This is a genomic window from Methylobacillus pratensis, from assembly GCF_054072455.1.
The window spans coordinates 169,396-192,497 of record NZ_JBSUSR010000002.1; the positions used below are offsets into that span (position 1 = coordinate 169,396).

The following is a 23,102-nucleotide window of genomic DNA, read 5'->3' on the forward strand; positions in this document are numbered from 1 at the left end:
GGCTTTTGCTTAACACAAGCCATGGAACATAAAATCCCCCCCTCATTCGCAGGCTTGGAACATCTATCGACTGCGGTTATCCTGCTCGACAAACAACGTCGCGTCGTCTATGCAAACCCAGGTGCCGAAGTGCTGTTTGCCATCAGTGCCAAGCAAATCGCAGGCTTGCCTGTGTCACACGTATTTCCCGGTTGCGACATCCTCGACTCGGCCATGGAACATGCGATCAAGCACCATAGCCCATTCCGCGAGCACGAGTTCCCGATCACCACGCTGCGCCAGCAATCTTTCGCCGTCACCTGCACGGTAACGCCGGTGGAACTGGCGCCGGCCTGCCTGGTACTCGAGTTCCAGCATATGGATCAACAGCTTCGCATCGCGCGTGAAGAGCGCATGCTCATCCAGCAACAAGCTAATGCCGAGCTCTTGCGCAACCTGGCCCATGAAATCCGCAACCCGCTAGGCGGGCTGCGCGGCGCGGCGCAATTGCTGGAACACGAATTGCCACAAGTCAGCCTGCGCGAATACACCCAGGTCATCATCAAGGAAGCCGACCGGCTGCAATTGCTGATGGACAGGCTGCTGGTACCGCACCGCGTACCGAAATACGAGCCTACCAATATCCACGAAGTACTGGAGCGCGTGCGCAGCCTGCTGCTGGCTGAGTCGCCCCGCGGCATCCATATCCGCAGGGATTACGACACCAGCCTGCCGGAACTGATCGGGGATCGCGAGAAACTCATCCAGGCGGTCCTGAACATTGCCCGCAACGCCGTGCAAGCCATGCAGAACAACCCCGGGGCGGAAGCGCCGGAGATCGTCCTGCGCACCCGTGCCGCCCGCCAAGTCACATTGGCAAAGAAACGCTACCGGGTCGCCATCAAGCTGCAGATCATCGACAACGGCCCCGGCATCCCGCCTGACATCCGCGAACGTATTTTCTATCCGTTGGTATCAGGCCGCGATGGCGGCACAGGCCTCGGCCTGACCTTGGCCCAGACCTTCATCACCCAGCACCACGGCATGATCGAGTGTGAAAGCGAGCCTGGCCACACCAGCTTCACCATATTGCTGCCAATTGAAAGCACGGCGATGAAGTCTTACATTGCAAGACAATAGATTCACACAATAACAATTACTTTTAATACCAAGACAGACTACACAGGTAACCATCATGAAACCGATCTGGATCATAGACGACGACAAATCCATACGCTGGGTATTCGAAAAAGCCCTGGCCCGCACAGACATGGATTTCAAGACTTTCGCATCCGTACCAGAAGCCCTGAATGCCCTCAACAGGGAAGAGCCGCAAGTCATTGTCAGCGACATCCGCATGCCCAATGGCTCCGGCCTGGACTTTCTCCACGAAGTGAAGCAAAGACATCCAGATATTCCCGTCATCATCATGACGGCCTACTCCGATTTGGAAAGTGCGGTTGCCGCCTTTCAAGGCGGTGCATTCGAGTACCTAGCCAAGCCTTTCGACGTAGACCAGGCCATTGAAATCATCCGCCGTGCCGTCGATGAGAGCATGCGCCAGGCCACGGAAGTCGTGATTCAAGAAGAAACGCCGGAAATCATCGGCCAGGCGCCTGCCATGCAGGAAGTCTTTCGCGCCATCGGCCGCTTGAGCCGCTCGCACTCCACCGTCTTGATCAATGGAGAATCCGGTACCGGCAAGGAATTGGTGGCAAGCGCACTGCACCGCCACAGCCCGCGTTTCGACAAGCCATTCATTGCGATCAATACTGCGGCCATCCCCAAGGATCTGCTCGAGTCCGAATTGTTCGGTCATGAACGCGGCGCATTTACCGGAGCACAAGCCGCAAGGCGCGGACGCTTCGAACAGGCCGACGGCGGCACCTTGTTCCTCGACGAAATCGGCGACATGCCCTCCGACCTGCAGACGCGCTTGCTGCGCGTACTATGCGACGGCCAGTTCTACCGCGTAGGCGGCCACCAGCCAGTCAAGGTCAATGTGCGCATCATTGCCGCGACACACCAAGACTTGGAAGAAAGGGTCAAGCTCGGGCTGTTCCGCGAGGATTTATTCCACCGGCTCAATGTCATCCGCCTGCGCCTGCCGCCGCTGCGCGAACGCCGCGAAGACATCCCCTTGCTGGTCAAGCATTTCTTGCAGCATAGCGCCCGCGAGCTGGGCGTCGAAGCCAAGCAGCCATCCACCGCAGCCTTGCGTTATCTCGGCACACTGAGCTGGAGCGGCAATGTGCGCCAATTGGAAAACGTATGTCACTGGCTCACCGTCATGGCGCCTGGCCAAAACATCGATATTGCCGACCTGCCGCCCGAGCTCAAGGAAGATGCAGCCAAACCCACCAGCGCCACCTCATGGCAAAACGCGCTCGCATCGGAAGTCACGGATGCCCTCAACCGTGGCGAGCACGATATCCTCGATAGCCGCACCCAACAATTCGAGCGCATCCTGATCACCAAGGCGCTGCAACACACTGGCGGACGCCGTATTGAGGCCGCCACCCAACTCGGCATGGGGCGCAACACACTCACTCGTAAAATCCAGGAATTGGGGATAGACGAATAAATTGGCTACTGCTCCCGCGGGATGCCGGATTTTATCCGGCACCTCGCAACATCCTGCTTACTCGCAGAAACCCGGCGCAAGGCCGGGATAGCAGTTGCAGATACCGCGAATCCGGGGTTCAAATACAATTGGCATTATGAACTAGACACTTCTCGAAGCTGTTTGATCATTGTGCTCACGATAGTGTTCTCGATAATGCCCAGCATACGCGAGTCCTTCTCTAATCTCCATTGGACTTCTTCGATTTGCTGTGAATTCTCGTCAAGTATTTCCCTGCGCACCTTGTTGACGGCAAGCGGCACTTTTCGAATAAAGTAGTCCAGTCTGCGCTTTGCTGTCAGGCGCCCCAAGCCCAGAGCAGTACCAGCAGCGATGACAACATCCCGGGTGATATCCGAAAAACACCTCACTTCAGAATTCAGAGAGAGCGCAAACTTTGTTTTTGGCCATTCCCCAAAATCACGATCAACCGCTTTTGTATCGTAAGCAGCAGTACATAACAGGTCGTAGCAAGGTGAAATGACAATCCCGGCGTGGGAAACCATGAATGACACGTTCTTGAGATGGTTATCACCGTTGCCCATCAGGATATTGAATACCAGCCAGTCAAAAAACCATTGGCGCCCAGCGGCTGGCACCTGAAGCAAGCCAACCAGTTGCGCCAGTTGCTCGACGCTGGCCGATGAATATTTGAACACACGGTCAATATTAAGCAGTTGGCAACCATCAATCACGTGCAACCGGTCAACGCCGCCATCAGCGTTTGCAACCCGGTCAAACCGCTCAATCAGGTAAACCGGTTCCGGGCAAAACACACGGTGCACTTGTGGGACATTCAACCCCACCTCGCGCGCGACGCGCATGGTCAAATACTCGTTGACGACACTAGATGGATACGCATCTTTTTCAGGGTGCTGCGGTTTGAGAATATGCGTTGATGCAGTGGGGCCATCCGGCTCAAAAAGCTCGCCCCCCTTGTAGATGACAGCCAGTTTGTGCTGCGCACCTGCCAATGACATATGTTTCGGTGAACTAGCACTCAGCGGCACTTTTGGCATCGCCTTGATGCGATCAGACAATGCTTGCAATGACAATGGCCGCATCCCAGCCGCGACCACTTGCTCACCTTCGCGCAGCAAGGTCAGCGACCCTGCGGACTCTTGTCCATAATAGGCCAACAGGCCGAAAGCATCCCCCTCCTCCACCTCAGCCTGGCCAGCCAATACAGTGCGCAATGCCTCTTCAGGCAGCAGATTATCGAAATACCATTGCACTGACCGGGTGGAACTGCCGTCAACGTGCAACATCGGCCGACCCGCAGCATCCGCGCGTGGCAGTGCCGGGGATAAGTCATACCCATCTTCGGCGGCTGTCCAAGCCTGCGTATACTCAAACCGCCAAATATTATTTTCAGCACTCAAGGTGCCGACGTGAGCCCCATTGATATAAGCACGCAGGGAACGCCTCATTCCTTGATGCTCCGTTGAGCTTTACGCTTGCTTGGCCGAACCAGACCGCCTTGCTGACGTATTTTCTGCAGATACGGCTCGGTAGATAAGGGAACATCCACCGTGAGCTTGAGGCCCAGCTCACGTAAGAGTTGCAACACACGCCCCATTTGGACGGTTTCCTTGCCGTACTCGACATCCCCCACGAACACAGGCCCGACCCCAGCCATACCGGCCATATCATCGAGCCGGATGTTATTGGCCTTGCGCGTAGCACGAATCACCTCACCAAGTTCCGCCATGGTCGTTATCTGGATTTTCATCAATATTCACCAAAAATATATCTGACCAAATATATTCTAGCGTAAATACGGAGTAAAATATAAAAAATATTAGATCAAATATATTTTTATATATATTGACGAAAAATCAATAAAATATATCCGGACCAATATATTTAATCTTTTTCCTATTCAATTTCTTCTCGTCACAAATTTGGAAAGACTGAACAAAAGCGATAAATCAAAGCTTGCGCAGATGACAGGCAATAAAAACGGCACCCGAAGGTGCCGTTTTTTAATGTGAACGTATCCGAGAATCCATCCAAGGAAATCAAAGACTTTTCCTGAGCAGGCCAATTTGCCTCACCAAATCTGGAATATTACGTTGAACAGTCTGCCACACGACATCCAGGTCAATATCAAAGTAACCATGAGCAATCCGGTTACGCATACCACGCATATTTCTCCAAGGAACTTCGGGATGCTGTTCAACAAACTCGGCATTAGTACCCATCACCTTCGCCGCCGCCTCACCAATAATCACAAAACTCATGATTCCAGCTTGTTGGGCTCACTTATCTGCCAGAAAATCGTGCTTATCCAATCCATCAACAAAATTACCGCATCCACTGCCGCCTGATAGATGTGCTCAAGATAATCCGACAAGCGGCTCTCATTCATACCGGCTGTGCTTCTGCAAGCACCTTATCCAGAAATTTAGCCGAGATGTCTGCCGGAGTTAGAAGATCAACCTGAATGCCAAGCAAGGCCTCCAAATCCTCTTGCAAACCTCCCAAATCAAATAATGTTGTCTCGTGTAAGGTATCAACCAATAGATCAAGGTCGCTGGCAGCTCCGTCCTTGCCATGCAGCACGGAGCCAAATACCCTGGGATTTTGTGCTCGACTCGCCTCGACCACCTGGCGAATAGCGATACGATGCTTATTCAAGGCTTCTGAAGGCTTCATATCATTGACTCCTATGCTTTTTTAAACTGTGATCGCAGAGTAGCAAAAAGTTATCACAACTCAACATCAATAGAGAGCAGCGCTATCAAGATGCCGGATCAAGTTCCGGCATGATAGGGGATATCATGAATTTGCATACACGGCTCTTCGCGGGAAAAGAAAAAGAAACGAAAAGCGCCCCTTCGAAATAGAATGACAGCATCATCAAATGGCAGCTAGATAGAATCGACAAAGCTATCGCGCTTTCCAGGGCAAGACGAGACCTCCTGGGGCAAGAACGCACCGCGCTTAAACTATCTAATCAAGTCATCCTTTTTGCTTAAATGCTTTAATGATGCCCGCAATCGGAATGGAGAACAAAGCAGCACCTGCCCAATCATGCTCCAAATAAACCAACCACACGCCACCACCCACACACGCCAGACTGACGACTAAACCAAATAACTGCCCTACAAAATCACTCACTCCCACCCATCGAACCTGCGAACGATTAATCTCGGCTTGCATGAGCCTTATCTTTTCATTCGCGTCTAGCACCTTTTTCTCTTGCTCAATTCTATGCTGACTTTGGTTTTCAGCCATCACAAGAATGCGCTCGGCAGCACCCGGCAAAATATCTTCATATCCTTGCAAGATTGTTGGATGAGGCACCGGGCCTTCAAACGAGGTGTGCTGCGCGACCAAATGGTCTTGTTGATGGTCTTGGGAAGGATTACTTTTGCGAGGTGGTCTGGCCATATTGCTGTGCGGATGACTGGATATCCATCCCTACGGCTTCCCAATCGCTTTTGATTGCTTTCGCAGTGGAAATAGCAGGAATCTCCAAAAGCTCTACCGTATGAATATCTGGGGCCTTAAAATGTCCATGCAACATCAAAGGCGCAGATAGCCCTTTCGCAAAGCCAAAAGCAAATGCCCTTTTGATGGACTTATTGAAATCTATGATTAACATGGTGTTATCAGTATAAAGACCCTGCCAGATATTGCAAATAAAAAACGGCACCCGAAGGTGCCGTTTTTACGATTGCTTTCTAAGCTAAATCTTGCGATTTAAATCCTAGAAGAACAAGATCGCGCCCAAGCTGATAGTCTTGGCCTTGCCATCTGTGTTACCAGCAGCTTGATCAACTTCAACCTTTTGGTGTGCGTATTCTGCAACCAGGTTCAGGCTCTTGGTCAGAGGATGGTAAGCACCAACAATCCAGGACTTGTTCTCGAAATCGGCTGCAGTACCTTGGTAGATACCATCATCAGACTTGGAAATACCGTAGGAAACACCCAGCTTGGTACCAACGCCTGGCAGCTTGTATGTTGCTTGAACATAACCACCCTTGTCGTCAGTCTTAGTTGGGCTACGGAATTGCAGGCCACCAACTACACCACCGGTTTGACCATCAAGGCCCTTACCGTCGTAGTAGTAACCAACCAAACCGAAGTCTGCTACATTGATTTTACCGCCCAATTCATAACCACGGGAGCGGTAGTCACCTACAACAGCACTTTCATGCTTTTGAGTAAGGAAACCAGCCCAAACTTTACCGGAAAAGTCACCAGTCCATTCGTAGCTCAACTTACCATCATAACCGAGCTGAGTCTTGTCATCAGCAGTGATAGTATCAACATTACGCAGACCTTCACGAGCAGCTACAGCAAAGCTAAAGCCATTCCAGTTAGGAGATGCATATTGAATTTGACCGATCCAGTCAGCGTACACATAACCGGAACCGATACGGCCCAGTGTGGAGTTGCCAGGGTTACCAGCGCCAACACCAACGCCCAACAGGGTCATGTCGGAGAGGATAGCGTCGGAACCGAACAGGCCGAGGTCACGACCAGCCTTGATAGTACCCCAGGAAGCATCACCAAAGGTCAAGTAAGATTGACGAATGTTGATACTGTTGTAATCGCCAGCAGAACTCTGACGAACACCGTCACTGGAGTTAGTACCAGTGAAGAATGTGAACTGGAATGCGATATCCAGGTCGTTCTGACGGGTCTTACCACCGATACCCAGAGCAGATGGCAAAAGACCTGTTTGAACTTGGTTGCTACGCGCATTACCAGCAAAAAGATCACCACTGTAACGAGTGTTAGTGTAGTAAGCATTGACGTTACCACCGATATCGATGGTCCAGTCACCTGCTGGGATGATGATACCTGCGTTTGCAGCGGAAGCGCCAAACGCCATTACAGCGCCGGCAACTGCCAAGCCTAGTTTCTTGTTCATGTATATCTCCTAATGCGTTTTAGTTTGCTCTCGTGCAGTTTTTTAACCACCGCTTCGAGAGTATTTCGCCTACTTCTTGTTAAAGAAGTTATGGGCAGTATGCCAAAGGCGATTCAGGGGCTGCAAGCAATCTTGTGGTTTTTTTATGCTGAGCTGGGGATTGTGTTGCAATTACGCAACAGATTAATGCCACAACCAATCTTTGATGAAAAAAGCGCTTCCCTGCTAAACAGTTAGAAAAGAATGCTAAAGCTTTTATTCAGAAATGGAGAAGAGCCGCTGGTGTTCCCGGATCGCGTAACGGTCCGTCATGCCCGCAATGTAGTCCGCAATCACCCGCGGCTGTGCCTCGCCATCTGCAACCTGGTACTCATCAGGCAGCAGGGTGGGATCTGATAGAAAGGCGTTGAATAACTCCGCAATGATGCGTCTGGCCTTGGAAGTCATGCGGTTGACGCGGTAATGCCGGTAGAGGTTGGCCCTGAGAAAGCGCTTCAACTCAAGCTGCTGCTCGTCGATGGCCGGACTGAAGCCGATCAACGGCGGAAGCGCCCGGACATCGCCCAGTGTCTTGGGGGCATGGTCTGCGATATTCCTGCGGCTTTGCTCGCATAAATCCGTCACAAGGATATGGATCATGCGCCTGACGGTTTCATGGATCAGGCGGCGGCCGGCCAACGCGGGATATTGCCGCTGCACCAGGGAAAACTGCTCGGCAAATAGCCGTACCTCGGCAAGCTGTTGCATTGTGATCAGGCCGGAGCGCAAACCATCGTCGACATCATGGTTGTTATAGGCAATCTCGTCGGCCAGGTTCGCCACTTGCGCCTCAAGTGAGGGCTGCTGCTTTTTGATAAAGCGCTCCCCTAGTTCACCGAGCAGCCTTGCGTTGGGCAGGGAACAATGCTTGAGTATGCCTTCGCGCACCTCGAACGTCAGGTTAAGGCCGTCGAACTCGGCGTAGCGCAATTCCAGATGGTCCACGACACGTAATGACTGCAGGTTATGCTCAAACCCGCCATATTCGCGCATGCAATCGTTGAGCTGGTCCTGCCCGGCATGGCCGAATGGCGTATGTCCCAGGTCATGCGCAAGCGCCACCGCCTCGATCAGGTCTTCGTGCAGGTTGAGGTTGCGTGCAATCGCGCGGCCTATCTGCGCGACTTCAAGGCTATGGGTCAGGCGGGTGCGGAACAGGTCGCCTTCATGGTTGATGAACACCTGGGTTTTGTATTCCAGCCGGCGGAATGCACCTGAGTGGATGATACGGTCCCGGTCGCGCTGGAAATGGTTGCGTGTTGCCGGCGCCGGCTCTTCATGGACCCGCCCTTTGGTCAAGGCCGGGTCGGCGGCATAGGGCGCCAATCCGATCATGCAGCGATCGCCAGGGTTTCTTTCAATAGGCTGGCATCATAGTCGCTGGTTACCAGCGATTTGCCGATGCCTTGCTGCAACACGAGGCGAATCTGGCCGTCAACGACTTTCTTATCCAGCCCCATCAAGTCGAGATAGCGTTCCACACCCAGCGCCGGCGCCTCTATCGGTAGCCTGGCCTCCTTGAAGATGGCTTTAATGCGGTCGATGTCCCCGTCATTGAGCCACCCCAGACGATATGAAAGATCAGCAGCCAAGATGGTGCCTGCCGCCACAGCCTCACCATGCAGCCAAACGCCATAGCCCATGGCATTTTCGATGGCATGGCCAAAGGTATGGCCCAGGTTGAGCAAGGCCCGCTCGCCAGACTCGCGCTCGTCGGCCGCCACCACTTCCGCCTTGTTTTCGCATGAGCGGTAGATGGCATAGCTCATGGCTTCCGTCTCCAGCGCGAGGAGCTTCTGCATGTTGGCTTCCTGCCATGTGAAGAATGGTTCGTCGCGGATCAAGCCATATTTGATCACCTCGGCAAGGCCAGCTGATAGCTCACGCTCGGGCAATGTGGACAATGTATCGATATCGGCCAGCACCACTTGCGGTTGGTAAAACGCGCCGATCATATTCTTGCCAAGCGGGTGGTTGATGCCGGTCTTGCCGCCGACAGAGGAATCCACCTGGGACAATAGGGTTGTCGGCACCTGGATGAAAGGCACGCCGCGCAAATACGTCGCTGCAGCATAGCCGGCCAAGTCGCCAATCACCCCGCCGCCCAGGGCAATGACGGTGGTGCTGCGCTCGCAGCGGTTTTCTAGCAAGGCATCATAAATCAGGTTGAGCGTGGCGGCATTCTTGTAGGCCTCGCCATCCGGCAACACGATGGGAATGACCTTGACACCGGCATCACGCAAAGGCTGGGCCAGCTTTTCCAGATACAAGGGCGCCACTGTGGTATTGGTGACGATCGCCACTTGCTTGCGCTTGAGGTGCTGCAAAATCAGCTCTGGCTGGGTTAGCAGGCCGCGGCCGATGTGGATAGGATAGGAGCGCTCGCCCAAGTCTACGTGTAAAGTTTGCATGGTTATATAGATAAAAGTTTCTGTTCGATCTGGTGGACGATGGCATTCACCGGCTGTCCGCCGGTATCTACAATAATGGAGGCGACTTCGCGGTACAAGGGATCACGCTGGGCAAACAACTGTTCCAGCCTCTTGCGCGGGTTGTCGTTTTGCAGCAGCGGACGGTTCTTGTCGTTGCGGGTGCGCTGCCAGAGTTCGTGCACATTGGCGCGCAAATAAATCACGGTACCATTTTCCATGAGCTGCTTGCGGTTCTCAGGCAATAAAACCGCTCCGCCCCCGGTTGCCAGGACAATATCCTGCATCTGGCTCAATTCTTCTATCACCGTGGCTTCCCGCTTGCGGAAGCCATCTTCCTTTTCCAACTCGAAGATGACAGGAATGCTGACACCGGTACGGCGCTCAATCTCATGATCGCTATCGTAAAAAGTCTTGTTGAGATGCTTGGCAATAATGCGGCCTATGGTGGTTTTGCCCGCCCCCATCAACCCGACAAAGAAAATATTTGCTGCCATAAAAAATGCCCGCCATACGCAAGCGAGCATTTTAAGGGAATCTGGCTTAACTGTCAGATATGGCTAACGCAACGACAAGCTTTCGTCCATGACCTTGGGAGTAATGAAGATCAGCAGTTCGGTCTTGTCGCTTTGCTTGACGCGCCTTTTGAAGACATTGCCAATAAAGGGCAGGTCGCCGAAGAACGGCACCTTGTCCACGTCGTTACGCTCGGTCTGCTCATAGATACCGCCCAGTACAGCCGTTTCACCATTGGCTACCAGCACCTGGGTCTGTACACGCTGAGTGTCGATAGAGGGAACAGTGTTAAAAACCGTACCCACCCTATCCTTTTTCACTTCCAAGTCCATGATGATCTTCTCGTCAGGTGTAATCTGCGGCGTGACTTCCAGGCTCAGGGAGGCGTTCTTGAACTGCACCGCAGTAGCGCCGCTGCTGGTCGACTGTTGATATGGAATCTGCGTACCCTGCTCAATAATAGCTTTTTGCTGGTTGGCCGTTGTGACACGCGGACTGGAAACGATCTTGCCGCGCTGGTCTGTTTCCAGCGCAGACAGCTCGAGATTGAGCAGGAAGCCTGCTGGCAGGCGGAACAAGCTGAAGGCAAAGTTACCGAAAGCGTTTGCAACCGGGAGGTTGACGTTCAAGTCCTGCGCGCCATCGGCACTCACGCCCACGCCGACCGTACCAGGAATGGAAGTGGTAGCCAAGGTGGAGGAACCCACCCGGTTGGCGATGGTTTCCGTAATGACGCCCGTCGTCGGGTCTATGGTACGCTGGGTGATGGTATTTCCCAGGGTACCGCTGGAGCCGTAACGGGTATCCCCGCTCGCCTGCTGCTTCTGCACACCGAAACGCGCGCCCAGGCTGCGGCCGAATTTCTCATCCGCAATGACCAGGCGCGACTCAATCATCACCTGCTTCACCGGGATGTCGATCTTGTTGATGATGCTCTGGATTTCCTCCAGGTGCTTGACCGTATCCTGCACGAATACCGTATTGGTACGTGCATCCACCACGGCGCTGCCGCGCTTGGACAGGATCTTTTGCTTGCTGTCGCTGATGATATTCTTGAAGTTCTCGGCCTTTTGATAGCGCAGTGTGAAGACTTCGGTACGCATCGGCTCCAGCTCCTCGATCTGCTGGCTGGCTTCGAGCAAGAGCTTTTCCTTGGCGGCCACTTCGTCAGACGGCGCCACCCAGATCACGTTGCCTGTCTTGCGCTGGGTCAGCCCCTTGCTGGACATGATGATGTCCAGCGCCTGGTCCCAGGGCACGTCCTTGAGACGCAGGGTCAGGTTGCCTGTGACGGTATCGCTGGTGACGATGTTGAGGCCGGTGAAGTCGGCGATCACCTGCAATACTGAACGCACGTCGATATTCTGGAAATTCAGCGACAGCTTCTCGCCCGCATAGCCGGGCTTGGAACCCTGCACCAACTTGTTCGGGTCTTCCACGACAGGGCGGATATCGATGATGAAGCGCTTGTCCGCCTGGTAGGCCGACTGTTCCCACAGCCCCTTGGGCTCGATGACCAAGCGGCTGTTATTCCCTTGCTTGATGGCATCGACATACAAGACCGGGGTATTGAAGTTGATGACATTGAGCCGGCGCTGGAGATTTTGCGGCAACTCGGTATTGTGAAAATCCACGACTACGGTCTTGCCCTGCTGGCGGATATCGATCCCGGCAGAGGCGTCGGAAAGATCGACCACAATGCGGCCTTCGCCATTCTTGCCACGCATGAAATCAATATTGTTCAAGGTGTGGAACTTCTCCCCGGCCTTGGCCTCGGCAAAACGGGCAACGGTATTGCTATTGGCAGCACTCGCTTCATTTGCCTGCAGGATGATCGTGGTTTCACGTCCCTGGGTGGTGGTGTTGTACGCCACCATCTTGGCAAGGTTCAGCACGACGCGGGTACGATCCCTGGCCTGGGCTAGGTTCACGCCCTTGAGCACGCCCTGCGCCGCCTGCACATTATTCTTGCCGAGCCCATTGCCGACGGCCGGGAAATCCAGTGCAATGCGTGAAGGATTGTTGAGTGTGAAACCGGCTGGCGGATTTGCCAATGGAGCAGTTGTCTGCAGCTGTATCGCTACCCTGCCTCCCGACATGGCAACAAAGTCGATCTTCTCGATCTTATTGGCAAACTCAGCCTGCTCCTCGGCCGCCTGCGACAGCGGCATCAATAGCAGAAAAAACAGCCCAGCGGCCCACTTTATAATATTCATGTGTTCACCCTCAATCCTGCAACTCAATACTGGAGATACGTTCTACCCAGTCACCGCTTAACTCGTCCTGTATGATTTCCTTGAGCTTCACGCCGCCTTCGCTGATCTCGGTCACCATGCCAAAATTCTGCCCCATGTACCCGCCCACCTTGATTTGCTGAACCAGGTTATCCGGTGTCAGGATCAGGGCGTACTTCAACTTCTCCTTCGACAAGGAGCCAACAAACTTTAGGCTTTCCAGCGGAAAAGCCTCCAGCGGCTCGCGCGGCCGGTTCATGTTGGGCTGCAGGCTGCTGCGCGAACTGACGATCTTGCGCGCCTTGAACGGGTCGTTCAATATGCCGTCGGCATTATAGGTCGCAGCGGTATACGGCTTGACCTCAGGCAACGGATCCACGCGCGCATGCATATCATTGCCGGCATCGCGGATGAAGCGGTCCAGGTCATCACCCTGTCCGTCACCGCAGGCGCTCAGCAACAGGCATAACATGAGAGTAAGAACGCATTGCCCGCGCTCACGCCAAATATTCATGCTCATTTGCGCGCCTCTTTCTTTTCCGCCTGCTTCTTGCTGGCAATCTCACTCGCGTCTAGGTAACGGTAAGTGCGGGCCACCGCCTCGATGACCAGTCGGCCGTCCTTGCTGTCCTTGCCTGCGGTATTGATCACGATATCGTTCAAGGTGACGATACGCGGCAGCCTTGCGATATCGCCTGCGAACTCGCCAAGGTCATGGTAGGAACCGGTTACCTTGATGGAGATCGGCATTTCGGCGTAGAAATCCGCAATGACCTCCTGGCCAGGCTTGAATAGTTCGAATTCCAGACCGCGCTCAAGACCAGCCTGGTTGATGTCGGTGAGCAGGCCGTCCATCTGTGAGCGGTCGGGCAATTGCTTGACCAGCGCGCCAAACGTGCGCTCGATTTCCACCATTTGCTGCTTGTAGGCTTCGAGGTTGATTGCCTGCCGCTTCTTGGCAAGGAAGGTTTCGCGCAGCTCGTTTTCCTTCGCCCGCGCCTGCTCCAGCTCTTCCATCGCGGGGCTCCAGAAGAACCAATAACCGGCAACCACAATTACCACCAGCAGCAAGCCCAGCAAGACACCTTTGACGGGCCAGGGCAGGCTGCCGGCATTTTTCAAGTCGATATTGTTGAAATCCTGCAGGTTCACTGTGCACCGCCCTTCTTCGCGCCTAACACCTCATCCTCAGGTGATGGCGGCGCCTTTAGCTGGGCATTCACCGTAAAGTTGTTCTGCCTGATGCCATTTACGGTTGCGGACTTGATTTCCACAAGATTGGGCGACTGCAGCCACTCGGAACCGGAAAGGTTGCGCACCAGGGTGGCGACGCGAGCATTGGTATCCGCCACGCCCTCCAGCGTCACCAAGTGGCCTTGTTGCTTCAAGGCCCTGAGGTACATACCCTCGGGCAGCTGACGGCTGATTTCATCCAGCATCATGACCGACTGGCTGCGGTTGACTTGCAGGTTCTCCACAATCTGTTTGCGGTCCAGCACGTTGCGGATTTGCGACTTGAGCTCCTTGATTTCCTCGATCTGCTTGTCGAGGTTGGCACTCGCTGTTTCCAGCCGCGCATTGCGATTCGTCTGTTCATCCAGCTTGCTGCCCAGGATGGTACTGCCAAGGAATACGATTGCAACGCCGGCAGCAGCGGCAAATGCCAGCATGAGGTTGAATTCGCGCTGCCGCTCGGCGCGGCGGATCTGGCGGTGGGGGAGGAGGTTGATCCTGACCATTAGTCGAACCTCCGCAAGGCCAGGCCGCAGGCGATCATCAACGCCGGCGCATCCGCAATGACTTGCAATTGCTTGAGGCGCGGATTGACGGACATATGGTTGAACGGATTGGCGATCAGGGTATTGGCCTGGGTTTTTTCCTGGATCAGCGCTGCCAAGCCCGGAATGGCGGCGCACCCCCCAGCGAACAGGATATGGTCCACTTTATTGTACTGGGTGGAATTGGTGAACAATTGCAGGCTGCGCACCACTTCCTGTGCCAGCGACTGTACGAAAGGCTGCAGCACCTCGCTCTCGTAACTCTCCGGCAGCCCGCCGTTGCGTTTGGCAATCTCGGCCTCTTCGCTGGAAATGCCGAAACGGCGCTGAATCTCCTGCGTCAGTTGGTTGCCGCCGAAGGCTTGCTCACGGCTGTGCACGAGTTGTCCATCATGGAAGACGTGCACATGGGTCATGGCGCTTCCTACGTCCACCACCATGACGGTTTGTCCCTTGCCGGATTTAGGCAACTCGGTTGCCGCAAGCGCATAGGCCGCTTCGGTCGCGTAGGACTCGACATCGACGATCAACACCTTGAGCCCCGCCCCCTCGGCCGCAGCGACTCTATCCTCGATCTTTTCCTTGCGTGAAGCGGCAATCAGCACCTCGACCTCATCGGCGCTGCTGGGTGCCGGACCCAGTACCTGGAAATCGATGTTGACTTCATCAAGCGGGAAAGGAATGTATTGGTTGGCCTCGGCCTCGACCTGGAATTCCATATCCTCCTCGCGCATGCCGGCCTGCATGATGACTTTCTTGGTGATCACGGCAGTAGCCGGCAAAGCGAGTGCAACGCGTTTTTCCCGGGAAGCCAGCAGCTTCCAGGCGCGCTTGACCGCATCCGCCACCAGGTCTAGGCCGACGATATTGCCATCCACGACCGCATCCCTTGCCATGGAGGCAATGGCATACCCCTGCAAGTGATAAGCTCCCTTGTTCCCCTGTGTCAGCTCGACCATCTTGACCGAACTGGAACTGATGTCCACGCCTATCAGAGGCGGTGTGCGCTCTGAAAAAAAGTCGAATTTCAAACGAAATTCCCTTTCCAATACGGTTATTTACAATTATTTCTAATAATTTACTTTAGATGCTAGCAACAAGCATCTGTGAAGTCAAAGCAGATTATTTGATTTTAAAATCACGGTAATGACACTTATAATAACGGCGTCTGTTACCAATACTGAACCCTAATCAATGCTCCCGAAAAAATGGTGGCAGTTCCTGATCCTCACCGGCATTATCCTGGGATTGGTGACAACTGCGCTGGTGGCACTGGCTGCCACATTGATCTATCCCGAACTCCCCTCCCTTGAAGCCTTGACCGACTACAAGCCCAAGGTTCCCATGCGCGTCTATTCCGAGGACGGCCACCTGATAGGCGAATTCGGCGAGGAGCGCCGCGCCTTCATCGGCATCAACGAGACGCCGAAGGCATTGAAACAAGCCATTCTCGCCGCCGAAGACGAACGCTTCTACCAGCATGGCGGTATCGATACGCTGGGCATCCTGCGCGCCGCCATCTCCAACGTGACTTCCGGCAGTTTCAAGGAAGGTGCCAGCACCATCACCATGCAGGTTGCCCGCAACTTCTTCCTCTCCAGCGAAAAGACCGCCACCCGCAAGCTCAGCGAGGCATTGCTCTCGATCAAGATAGAGCACAACCTGACCAAGGACCAGATCCTGGAGCTTTACATCAACCAGATCTACCTGGGCCACCGCTCGTATGGCTTTGCGGCCGCCTCGCAAGTTTATTACGGCAAGCCGCTGGACCAGCTCAGCATCGCGGAAGTCGCCATGCTGGCCGGCTTGCCCAAGGCGCCTTCCCGCTACAACCCCTTCGCCAACCCCAAGCGCGCAGAAGCGCGCCAGCGCTACGTGCTGCGCCGCATGAAGGATTTGCACTTCATCGATCAGAAACAATACGAAGCAGCGCTGCAGGAGCCGCACCGCTTCCGCAAGTCGCGCAAGATGCGCGACCTCTCTGCGGACTATGTCGCGGAAATCGTGCGCCAGGCAATGTACGAGCGCTACAAGGATGACATCTACAGCAGCGGCCTCAAGATCTACACCACGATCCGCAAGAGCAACCAGGAAGCCGCCAATCGCGCCATCCTGCAAGGTATCATCGATTATGACCGCCGCCACGGCTACCGCGGCCCGGAAAAGACCGTCGCGCCGGGCACCAACGAGGCAGGCAGCGGCAACTGGCTGGATAACGCCATGGACGACCTGGAAAGCTTCCAGGGCATGATGCCTGCCGTCGTGACCAAGGTCACGCCCAAAGTGGTGAGCGTCTACGCCAAGGACGGCAACAATATCGAGATCAGCGGCGACGGGTTGGCATTTGTGCAGAAGCAGCTTGCCGAGAAAGATGCGGCCAAACGCACCATCAAGCCAGGCGCCGTCATCCGCATCATGCGCCAGGGCGACAATTGGCATATCGTGCAGTTGCCGCAGGCAGAGGCGGCCTTGGTGGCGATGGACCCAGAAACTGGCGCGGTCAAGGCCCTGGTCGGCGGCTTCGACTTCAACCGCAACAAATTCAATCACGTGACGCAGGCGTGGCGCCAGCCCGGCTCCAGCTTCAAGCCCTTCATCTACTCCGCATCGCTGGAGAAAGGCTTTACCCCGGCCAGCATGATAGAAGACGAGCCCATCTCGGTCTCGGCACGGGAAACCGGTAGCGGCTCGGCATGGGAGCCCAAGAACTACGACCGCAAGTACGAAGGCCCGATGCGCATGCGCACGGCATTGACCAAGTCCAAGAACATGGTCTCCATCCGCATCCTGGAAGGCATAGGCGTCAACTACGCGCAGGATTACATCACCCGTTTCGGCTTCTCGCCCAAGGACCACCCTCCCTACCTCGCGATGGCGCTGGGCTCGGGCTCGGTGACCGCGTGGCAGATGGCCGGGGCCTACTCGGTGTTTGCCAACGGGGGTTATCGCGTCAAGCCATATATCATCGACAAGGTCGTCGACAGCCGAGGCAAGGTACTGGAGCAATCCAAGCCGTTGCTGGCAGGCAAGGGCGCCGCGCGCGTGATTGACGGCCGCAACGCCTTCATCATGAACTCCATGCTGCAGGACGTAGTGCGCCTGGGCACTGCCACGCGCGCGCGCAGCCTGGGCCGCTCCGACCTGGCAGGCAAAACCGGCACAACCAACAACCAGATCGATGCCTGGTTTGCAGGCTACAGCCCGAAACATGTCGCGATCGCCTGGATGGGGTATGACAAGCCCAAGTCACTGGGCAGCCTGGAAACCGGCGGCAAGGCGGCGCTGCCGATCTGGATCGACTATATGAGTTCCGCCCTCAAGGGCGTGCCAGAGGTGGTACCGGAAGTGCCAGCCGGCGTCAGCGCCATTCGCATCGACCCGGCGACGGGCATGCAGGCGAAGGGGGATGGCGAAGGCGTCATGGAATATTTCTATCATGAATTTCCGCCGCCCGAGCCAGAGGAATCCATTTTCTCCATCATTCCCGGCTTCCCTATTCCCGGGCATGGTTCGCCACCGCCTACGGAAAAGCAGGACAATACCCCGCCGAGGCCGGATCAACTGTTTTAGAATCCTGCGCACCCGCATTCCCTGAATGCGGGCAGCCAGCTTAATTTTCAGAAGGGCGTTTGCACCATGGCAAAAGACAGCAGCAATCGCCAATCCCAGTTGCGCCAGCTGATTGCGCAGCTGGCTGCCCGCATGATGGCGGAAGAGGGCATCTCCGATTACGCCCACGCCAAGCGCAAGGCAAGCCGCCAGCTTGGCGTCACCGACTCGCAATGCATGCCGACCAATAGCGAGATCGAGGAAGAAATCCGCGTTTACCACGAAATCTACAATAGCGACGACCAGCCTGAAGCATTGCTGCAACTACGCAAGGACGCATTGCTGGTCATGCAGTTGCTGGAACGCTTCAACCCGCACCTGACCGGCGCGGTGCTGGACGGTACGGCGGGAAAATACGCAGAAACGCATATCCACCTGTTCGCGGACAGCCTGAAGGAAGTCGAGATATTCCTGCTCAACCAGCAAATCCCCTATGCCACGGATGAGAAATCCTACCGCATCAGCGAACGCCGCAGCATGGAGCGCAAGAAGGTACCGGTGTTCACCCTGGAAGGCCCGCACGGGCTGATCAGGCTCAGCGTGTTCGAGGTCGACGACATGCGCATGCCGACAAAAAGCCCGGTCAATGGCAGCAACGCCAGCCGGGCCAATATCGAAGCGCTCGCCAGCCTGATACAGCAGAGCGAGCCTTTATCCTGAGATTTAATCGTATTAAACGCGCCTAGTTGCTATGTATTCCCGATCAAGAGTCGCTAACAAAAGCCAGCGAAGCGATTCTGGTTAGGCGCTCTTTCGCAGACAGTACAAAACTAGTACGGCAAGGAAGAGCAACGACGATAGAAGGATTTTGTTAGCGGTTCTAAGCCTCGCGCAGCCAGCGGGCAATATCCATGGCGTAATAGGTCAGGATGCCGTCTGCCCCCGCGCGTTTGAAGCCGAGCATGGCCTCCAGTACCACGGTCCTTTCATCCAGCCAGCCATTCTGCACTGCGGCCTTGAGCATGGCATATTCGCCGCTCACATGGTAGGCATAGGTCGGCACGCCGAATTCCTGCTTTACGAGGCGTACGATGTCGAGGTATGGCATGCCGGGCTTGACCATGACCATATCGGCGCCTTCCTCGAGGTCGAGCGCTACCTCGCGCAAGGCTTCGTCCGAATTGCCGGGATCCATTTGGTAATTGTATTTGTTGCCCTTGCCCAGGTTGGCGGAAGAACCCACCGCATCGCGGAAAGGGCCATAAAAGGCGGAGGCGTATTTGGCGGAATAGGCAAGAATGCGGGTATGGATGTGCCCGGCTTCTTCCAATGCGTCGCGGATCGCACCGATGCGGCCGTCCATCATATCCGAGGGTGCCACCACGTCCGCCCCTGCCTGCGCATGGCAAAGCGCCTGCTTCACCAGGATCGCCACTGTCTCGTCGTTGAGCACATAGCCGGTATCGTCGATGACGCCGTCCTGCCCGTGCGTGGTGTAAGGGTCGAGCGCGACATCGGTGATGACGCCCAGTTGCGGGTATGCCGCCTTGAGCGCACGCACGGTGCGCGGCACCAACCCGTCGGGATTCCATGCCTCATCCGCGGTCAGGCTCTTGTATTGCTGGTCGACGACGGGAAACAGCGCCAGCGCGGGAATGCCCAGCGCCACGCATTGTCCGGCAGTGTCCAGCAGGCGGTCTATGCTCTGACGTTGCACGCCGGGCATGGAAGCGACTTCCTCGACCCGGTTTTCCCCTTCCAGCACGAATACAGGGTAGATCAGGTCGTTGGCAGTAAGCACATGCTCGCGCATCAGCCGGCGCGAGAAATCGTCCCGCCGCATGCGGCGTGGGCGAATGGCGAGAAACTGGCGTGATGATGCGGTCATACGAATTCCTTATGCGAATACCTGGGCCAACGCCAGGCCGGGATCAGGCTGGCGCATGAACGCCTCGCCGACGAGGAAGGTATGCACCTCATGGCGGCGCATCAAGTCAACGTCCTCGGCAGTAAAGATGCCCGACTCGGTGACGACGGTCTTGCGTGCAGGGATACGGGGCAGCAGCGACAATGTCGTGTCCAGCGTCACCTCGAACGTGCGCAGGTTGCGGTTGTTGATGCCCAGCAACGGCGTCTTTAGCTGCAAGGCCTGCTCCAGTTCCTCGCCGTTGTGCACTTCCACCAGCACGCTCATGCCGAGCCGGTGGGCGATGGTTTCCAGCTCACGCATCCGGGGCAGGTCAAGCGCTGCCGCGATCAGCAGGATGCAATCGGCGCCCATCGCGCGTGCCTCGAACACCTGGTAGGGATCTATCATGAAGTCCTTGCGCAATACGGGAATATCGCAGGCGGCGCGCGCTGCCTTGAGATATTCGGCACTACCCTGGAAGAACTGCTCGTCGGTCAATACGGAAAGGCAGGCAGCGCCATGGCCGGCGTAACTGGCGGCAATCTCGGCAGGACGAAAATCTTCCCGGATCACGCCCTTCGAAGGGCTGGCCTTCTTGATTTCCGCAATCACGGCCGCCTTGCCTGCCGCGATCTTGTCCTGAATTGCGCTGAGGAATGGGCGCGGCGCAGGCTGGGCCAAGGCTTCCGCCTCAATCTCGGCCAATGGTTTGCGCTGTTGCGCGGCATCGATTTCCGCCCGCTTCACTTCCAGAATTTTATTGAGTATGTCTGACATTGCCCTGCGATCGCTTTCGTTAATCCTGACTACATTTCTGACTATTGGTACATCCTGCCTTGATAGCGCAGCCATCCCTCCGCATGCTGGCCGCGAGGGTCATGATGGGTCCAATGTACGACACCGCCCTTGGCATTCCATTCATAAACACCGTTGAATTCCACGGCGTCACCAGCGCGGAGGCCATCCAGCCTGGGCGCAAGATCGATATTATGCGCCACCAGCACCGTCATGCCGTTGTCCAGCTCAAGGATAAAGCGCTGGTGGCGCGATCCGTCATTGTCATCCGGCAGAACCTTGCTCACGACGCCCGCGGATTGTATTGCCACGCCATGCTCACGCTGGCTGAACGCCTGCGCCATGCGCTGGTTTGCCGCAGCATGGGATGATGCCGATACCGCCTGAACCTCGTCAGCGGGAACAGCATGCTGCCCAGGCTGCGTGAAATGGAAAAAGGTATAGGCGACTGCAATGGCAGCCACCAGCCATAAGAGCCTGTTCACGATCTTTTCATAGGGCGCGTTGCCCCGGCAGTGTAGTCGATGCAAGGCGCAAACCGAAGCCGTGCTGATTGCCCGGCGAGGATTTGCAACGCAGCAGCGGCTGCGCTGCCGGGACAACCCGAAGGGCATGGCTCCAAGACGCTCCCGCTCTGCGTTGCAGCCCTTGGCAAGGCAATGAGCATTGCCTGCGGTCCGCGCCTTGATCGGACGCGTCCTGGAGCCATGCGCACCCTATGAAAAGATCGTGAACAGGCTCTAGGCGCATCATGCCGCCTGGCTCAGCGCCTTGAGCTGCTGCAGCTTGTTCAATGCCGCACCGGAATCCAGCGAATCCGCAGCCCGCGCTATGCCGTCCTGCAAGTCGCCCGCAATGCCGGACACGTAAATGGCGGCGCCCGCATTCAACAGCACGATGTCGCGCGCCGGTCCGCCCGCACCGGAGAACACCCCGAGGATAATCTCGCTGGACTGCTGGGCGTTTTCCACATGGATGCTGTCGATGTCATGCAAAGGCATGCCGAACTGGGCAGGATTGAGCGTATATTCGCTCACCTCGCCATGCTTGAGCTCGGCAACGTAGGTATCCGCGGAGAAAGAAATTTCATCCATTTCGTCCGCGCTGTGCACCACCATCACATGCTCGCTGCCAAGCTTTTTCAACGTATGCGCCAGCAGGCTGACCAGGTCGCGATGGAATACGCCCATCACCTGGCGCTTGGCCCCTGCCGGATTGGTCATCGGCCCCAGCAGGTTGAACATGGTGCGCACGCCGAGCTCGCGCCGCACCGGCGCGGCGTACTTCATCGCCGCATGGTGGTTGGGAGCGAACATGAAGCCGATCCCTGCCTCGTTCACGCACCGTGCCACTTGCTCGGGCGTGAGGCTGATGTTGACGCCTAGCGCCTCCAGCACATCGGCGGAGCCGCTCTTGGAGGAAGCCGCGCGCCCGCCGTGCTTGGCGATACGCGCACCCGCCCCGGCAGCCACGAAGGCCGACGCCGTGGACACGTTGAATGCCTTGTTGGGCGCGCCGCCGGTACCGCAGGTATCGATCAGGTGGCTGCTGTCCTCCACCTCTACCTTGCTGGAAAGCTCGCGCATCACCTGCGCCGCTGCAGCAATCTCCGTGACAGTTTCGCCCTTGACGCGCAAGCCGGCAAGGAAGCCGGCAATCTGGATCGTGGTGAAGGCGCCGCCCATGATCTGCTGCATCACCTCCAGCATTTCCTCATGCGTGAAATCGGTATGGTCAATCAGCCGTTGCAAGGCAATCTTGGGGGTAATGCTCATCAATACGCTTTCAGAAAATTGTTCAGCAGCTCGTGTCCGTACTGAGTGAGGATGGACTCGGGGTGGAATTGCACGCCCTCGATCGGCAAGGTTTTGTGGCGCACGCCCATGATCTCGCCATCTTCGGTCCAGGCGGTAATTTCCAGGCACTCCGGAATCGACTCGCGCTCGATCACCAGCGAGTGATAGCGCGTTGCCGTGTAGGGATTGGGCAAGCCCTTGAACACGCCAAGGTCGGCATGGTGGATTTCGGAGGTCTTGCCGTGCATGAGCTGCTTGGCGTGGACGATCCTGCCGCCAAAGGCCTGGCCTATGCTCTGGTGGCCGAGACACACCCCGAGGATCGGGATCTTGCCCGCGAACTCGTGGATCAACGGCACGGAAATGCCGGCTTCGTTAGGCGTGCAGGGACCGGGCGAAATGACGATATGCCTGGGGTTCAGCGCGGCCACGCCCGCAAGGTCGATCTCATCGTTGCGGTAGACCTGCACATCCTGCCCAAGCTCGCCAAGGTACTGTACGAGGTTGTAGGTAAACGAGTCATAGTTATCGAGCATCAACAGCATAATGTGCATCCTTCATCTTGCACCC

General features: G+C 55.9%; 25 protein-coding genes. 4 read left to right on the forward strand and 21 right to left on the reverse strand.

From position 1 onward, the window contains the following. Positions 1–21: 21 nt before the first annotated feature. A complete protein-coding gene (gene glnL, locus ACW4YW_RS05430) occupies positions 22–1,119 on the forward strand; it encodes a nitrogen regulation protein NR(II) (RefSeq protein ID WP_457136636.1) in 1,098 nt (365 codons plus the stop codon). Between the two features lie 55 nt (positions 1,120–1,174). Continuing rightward, positions 1,175–2,563, forward strand: coding sequence for a nitrogen regulation protein NR(I) (ntrC, locus tag ACW4YW_RS05435; protein ID WP_457136637.1), 1,389 nt, complete (start codon positions 1,175–1,177; stop codon positions 2,561–2,563). 134 nt (positions 2,564–2,697) lie between these two features. Here the strand turns inward: ntrC and ACW4YW_RS05440 are convergent, their stop codons facing one another. The 16 genes from ACW4YW_RS05440 to ACW4YW_RS05515 all read right to left on the reverse strand — a co-directional run bounded on the left by ACW4YW_RS05440 (position 2,698) and on the right by ACW4YW_RS05515 (position 15,514). Then, complete coding sequence (locus ACW4YW_RS05440; RefSeq protein WP_457136638.1) at positions 2,698–4,032, reverse strand: HipA domain-containing protein; 1,335 nt, start codon at positions 4,030–4,032, stop codon at positions 2,698–2,700. After that, entirely contained in the window at positions 4,029–4,334 is a 306-nt protein-coding gene (locus ACW4YW_RS05445) for a transcriptional regulator (RefSeq protein WP_457136639.1), read from the reverse strand. Before ACW4YW_RS05445 ends, ACW4YW_RS05440 begins: the two co-directional genes overlap by 4 nt. Positions 4,335–4,623: 289 nt before the next feature. Further along, complete coding sequence (locus tag ACW4YW_RS05450; protein WP_457136640.1) at positions 4,624–4,845, reverse strand: HepT-like ribonuclease domain-containing protein; 222 nt, start codon at positions 4,843–4,845, stop codon at positions 4,624–4,626. After that, entirely contained in the window at positions 4,842–4,973 is a 132-nt protein-coding gene (locus tag ACW4YW_RS05455; protein WP_457136641.1) for a hypothetical protein, read from the reverse strand. Before ACW4YW_RS05455 ends, ACW4YW_RS05450 begins: the two co-directional genes overlap by 4 nt. Continuing rightward, positions 4,970–5,260: a nucleotidyltransferase family protein gene (locus ACW4YW_RS05460; RefSeq protein ID WP_457136642.1), complete on the reverse strand. Its 291-nt coding sequence runs from the start codon at positions 5,258–5,260 to the stop codon at positions 4,970–4,972. The genes ACW4YW_RS05455 and ACW4YW_RS05460 overlap by 4 nt, the downstream gene beginning before the upstream one ends. Positions 5,261–5,566: 306 nt before the next feature. Then, positions 5,567–5,998, reverse strand: a complete 432-nt coding sequence (locus ACW4YW_RS05465; protein WP_457136643.1) for a DUF2335 domain-containing protein — start codon at positions 5,996–5,998, stop codon at positions 5,567–5,569. Further along, positions 5,973–6,212: a hypothetical protein gene (locus ACW4YW_RS05470; RefSeq protein WP_457136644.1), complete on the reverse strand. Its 240-nt coding sequence runs from the start codon at positions 6,210–6,212 to the stop codon at positions 5,973–5,975. The genes ACW4YW_RS05465 and ACW4YW_RS05470 overlap by 26 nt, the downstream gene beginning before the upstream one ends. A 105-nt stretch (positions 6,213–6,317) precedes the next feature. Further along, positions 6,318–7,487 carry a porin gene (locus tag ACW4YW_RS05475; RefSeq protein ID WP_457136645.1) on the reverse strand — a complete coding sequence of 390 codons (1,170 nt, stop codon included), beginning with the start codon at positions 7,485–7,487 and terminating at the stop codon, positions 6,318–6,320. 255 nt (positions 7,488–7,742) lie between these two features. Beyond that, positions 7,743–8,861: a deoxyguanosinetriphosphate triphosphohydrolase gene (locus ACW4YW_RS05480; RefSeq protein WP_457136646.1), complete on the reverse strand. Its 1,119-nt coding sequence runs from the start codon at positions 8,859–8,861 to the stop codon at positions 7,743–7,745. Further along, positions 8,858–9,937 (reverse strand): 3-dehydroquinate synthase, encoded by a 1,080-nt coding sequence (aroB, locus tag ACW4YW_RS05485; protein ID WP_457136647.1) that lies wholly within the window; start codon positions 9,935–9,937, stop codon positions 8,858–8,860. The genes ACW4YW_RS05480 and aroB overlap by 4 nt, the downstream gene beginning before the upstream one ends. A gap of 2 nt (positions 9,938–9,939) precedes the next feature. After that, positions 9,940–10,452, reverse strand: a complete 513-nt coding sequence (aroK, locus tag ACW4YW_RS05490) for a shikimate kinase AroK (RefSeq protein WP_457136648.1) — start codon at positions 10,450–10,452, stop codon at positions 9,940–9,942. A 63-nt stretch (positions 10,453–10,515) separates the two neighbouring features. Further along, the gene (gene pilQ / locus ACW4YW_RS05495; protein WP_457136649.1) at positions 10,516–12,687 is read right to left on the reverse strand and encodes a type IV pilus secretin PilQ; all 2,172 of its coding nucleotides are present in this window, start codon (positions 12,685–12,687) and stop codon (positions 10,516–10,518) included. A gap of 10 nt (positions 12,688–12,697) precedes the next feature. Next, positions 12,698–13,225: a pilus assembly protein PilP gene (locus ACW4YW_RS05500; protein ID WP_457136650.1), complete on the reverse strand. Its 528-nt coding sequence runs from the start codon at positions 13,223–13,225 to the stop codon at positions 12,698–12,700. Next, complete coding sequence (locus tag ACW4YW_RS05505) at positions 13,222–13,857, reverse strand: type IV pilus inner membrane component PilO (RefSeq protein WP_309565705.1); 636 nt, start codon at positions 13,855–13,857, stop codon at positions 13,222–13,224. The genes ACW4YW_RS05500 and ACW4YW_RS05505 overlap by 4 nt, the downstream gene beginning before the upstream one ends. Beyond that, the gene (locus tag ACW4YW_RS05510; protein WP_457136651.1) at positions 13,854–14,444 is read right to left on the reverse strand and encodes a PilN domain-containing protein; all 591 of its coding nucleotides are present in this window, start codon (positions 14,442–14,444) and stop codon (positions 13,854–13,856) included. Before ACW4YW_RS05510 ends, ACW4YW_RS05505 begins: the two co-directional genes overlap by 4 nt. Next, on the reverse strand, positions 14,444–15,514 hold the full coding sequence (locus ACW4YW_RS05515; RefSeq protein ID WP_457136652.1) for a pilus assembly protein PilM: 1,071 nt from the start codon (positions 15,512–15,514) through the stop codon (positions 14,444–14,446). The genes ACW4YW_RS05510 and ACW4YW_RS05515 overlap by 1 nt, the downstream gene beginning before the upstream one ends. 163 nt (positions 15,515–15,677) lie before the next feature. Between ACW4YW_RS05515 and ACW4YW_RS05520 the strand changes: the two genes are divergently transcribed. Then, positions 15,678–18,053, forward strand: a complete 2,376-nt coding sequence (locus ACW4YW_RS05520) for a penicillin-binding protein 1A (RefSeq protein WP_457136653.1) — start codon at positions 15,678–15,680, stop codon at positions 18,051–18,053. Between the two features lie 66 nt (positions 18,054–18,119). Continuing rightward, positions 18,120–18,752 (forward strand): hypothetical protein, encoded by a 633-nt coding sequence (locus ACW4YW_RS05525; protein ID WP_457136654.1) that lies wholly within the window; start codon positions 18,120–18,122, stop codon positions 18,750–18,752. A 160-nt stretch (positions 18,753–18,912) separates the two neighbouring features. Here the strand turns inward: ACW4YW_RS05525 and hemB are convergent, their stop codons facing one another. The 5 genes from hemB to ACW4YW_RS05550 all read right to left on the reverse strand — a co-directional run bounded on the left by hemB (position 18,913) and on the right by ACW4YW_RS05550 (position 23,077). After that, complete coding sequence (gene hemB / locus ACW4YW_RS05530) at positions 18,913–19,920, reverse strand: porphobilinogen synthase (RefSeq protein ID WP_457136655.1); 1,008 nt, start codon at positions 19,918–19,920, stop codon at positions 18,913–18,915. A gap of 9 nt (positions 19,921–19,929) precedes the next feature. Continuing rightward, positions 19,930–20,718 (reverse strand): indole-3-glycerol phosphate synthase TrpC, encoded by a 789-nt coding sequence (gene trpC / locus ACW4YW_RS05535; RefSeq protein WP_457136656.1) that lies wholly within the window; start codon positions 20,716–20,718, stop codon positions 19,930–19,932. A gap of 41 nt (positions 20,719–20,759) precedes the next feature. After that, complete coding sequence (locus ACW4YW_RS05540; RefSeq protein ID WP_457136657.1) at positions 20,760–21,221, reverse strand: DUF3465 domain-containing protein; 462 nt, start codon at positions 21,219–21,221, stop codon at positions 20,760–20,762. Positions 21,222–21,485: 264 nt separating this feature from the next. Beyond that, entirely contained in the window at positions 21,486–22,511 is a 1,026-nt protein-coding gene (gene trpD, locus ACW4YW_RS05545; protein WP_457136658.1) for an anthranilate phosphoribosyltransferase, read from the reverse strand. Then, positions 22,511–23,077 (reverse strand): aminodeoxychorismate/anthranilate synthase component II, encoded by a 567-nt coding sequence (locus ACW4YW_RS05550; protein ID WP_457136659.1) that lies wholly within the window; start codon positions 23,075–23,077, stop codon positions 22,511–22,513. The genes trpD and ACW4YW_RS05550 overlap by 1 nt, the downstream gene beginning before the upstream one ends. Positions 23,078–23,102 lie beyond the last annotated feature (25 nt).